Origin of the sequence: Streptomyces cahuitamycinicus (genome assembly GCF_002891435.1) — a bacterium.
GTDB classification, from domain to species: Bacteria; Actinomycetota; Actinomycetes; order Streptomycetales; family Streptomycetaceae; genus Streptomyces; species Streptomyces cahuitamycinicus.
The window spans coordinates 1-750 of record NZ_POUC01000915.1 but is presented as its reverse complement, the minus strand read 5'-3'; the positions used below and the strand labels follow the sequence as shown (position 1 = coordinate 750).

Annotated in this window: 1 pseudogene; it reads left to right on the top strand. The window is 78.5% G+C overall.

The annotated features are described in order from the left end of the window. A pseudogene (locus tag C1J00_RS43855) lies at positions 1-747 on the top strand (hypothetical protein); the annotation flags it as partial. Positions 748-750 lie beyond the last annotated feature (3 nt).

The following is a 750-nucleotide window of genomic DNA, read 5'->3' as shown; positions in this document are numbered from 1 at the left end:
GCGCTGGGGCGGGTGTGGTTCGAGGGGCGGCCGATGTGGTTCGAGGGACGGCAGGTGCGGTTCGACGGGCGGCGGACGCGGGCGGCGCGTCGCCGGGCGCAGGTTTTCGTGGGCGTCACCGGCGCCCTCGCCCTCACCGTCACCTTCCTGCACCAGCTCCCCGTGTACCGCCAGGACCGGTCCGCCGCCCACCGCCCGGACAACCTCGCGGTGGTCTCCGCGCTCGCCGTCAGCCGGATGCGCCCCGGCGACCCGGTGCTGTTCGTGCCGTCGGTCGGCAGGCTCGCCGCGCTGGCCTACCCGAAGGGGTTCCGGCGGGCGCGGGACATCGCGCTGCGGGAGTCCGCGCCGCGCTCCGGGACGCTGTGGGGCCGGGAGGCGGCCCCCGGGGAGCTGCGGCGGCGCCTCGCCTCGGTGGACCGCGTCTGGGTCGTCGCCGAGCGTTCCGCCCTCGACCCGCGCCAGAGCCCGCCCGACCCGGTCGAGCGCGCCAAACTCGCCGTCCTGGCCGAGGGGTTCACCGTCCGCGAGGAGTACGTCCGCGAGGAACGCGTCCGCGACGACGTGCTCCTGCGCCTCTACGTCCGGCGCCCGCCGGGGGACACCCCGCCGGGGGACAGCCCGCCGGGCGACACCCCGCCCGGCGACGAGCCGCCCCGCGACGAGCCGCCCCGCGAACCGGCCGACGGCCGGTCACCCGGCGTATCCACAGGCGCCCTGGCACGCGGCACCCCGGCTCCCCGGTAGCCC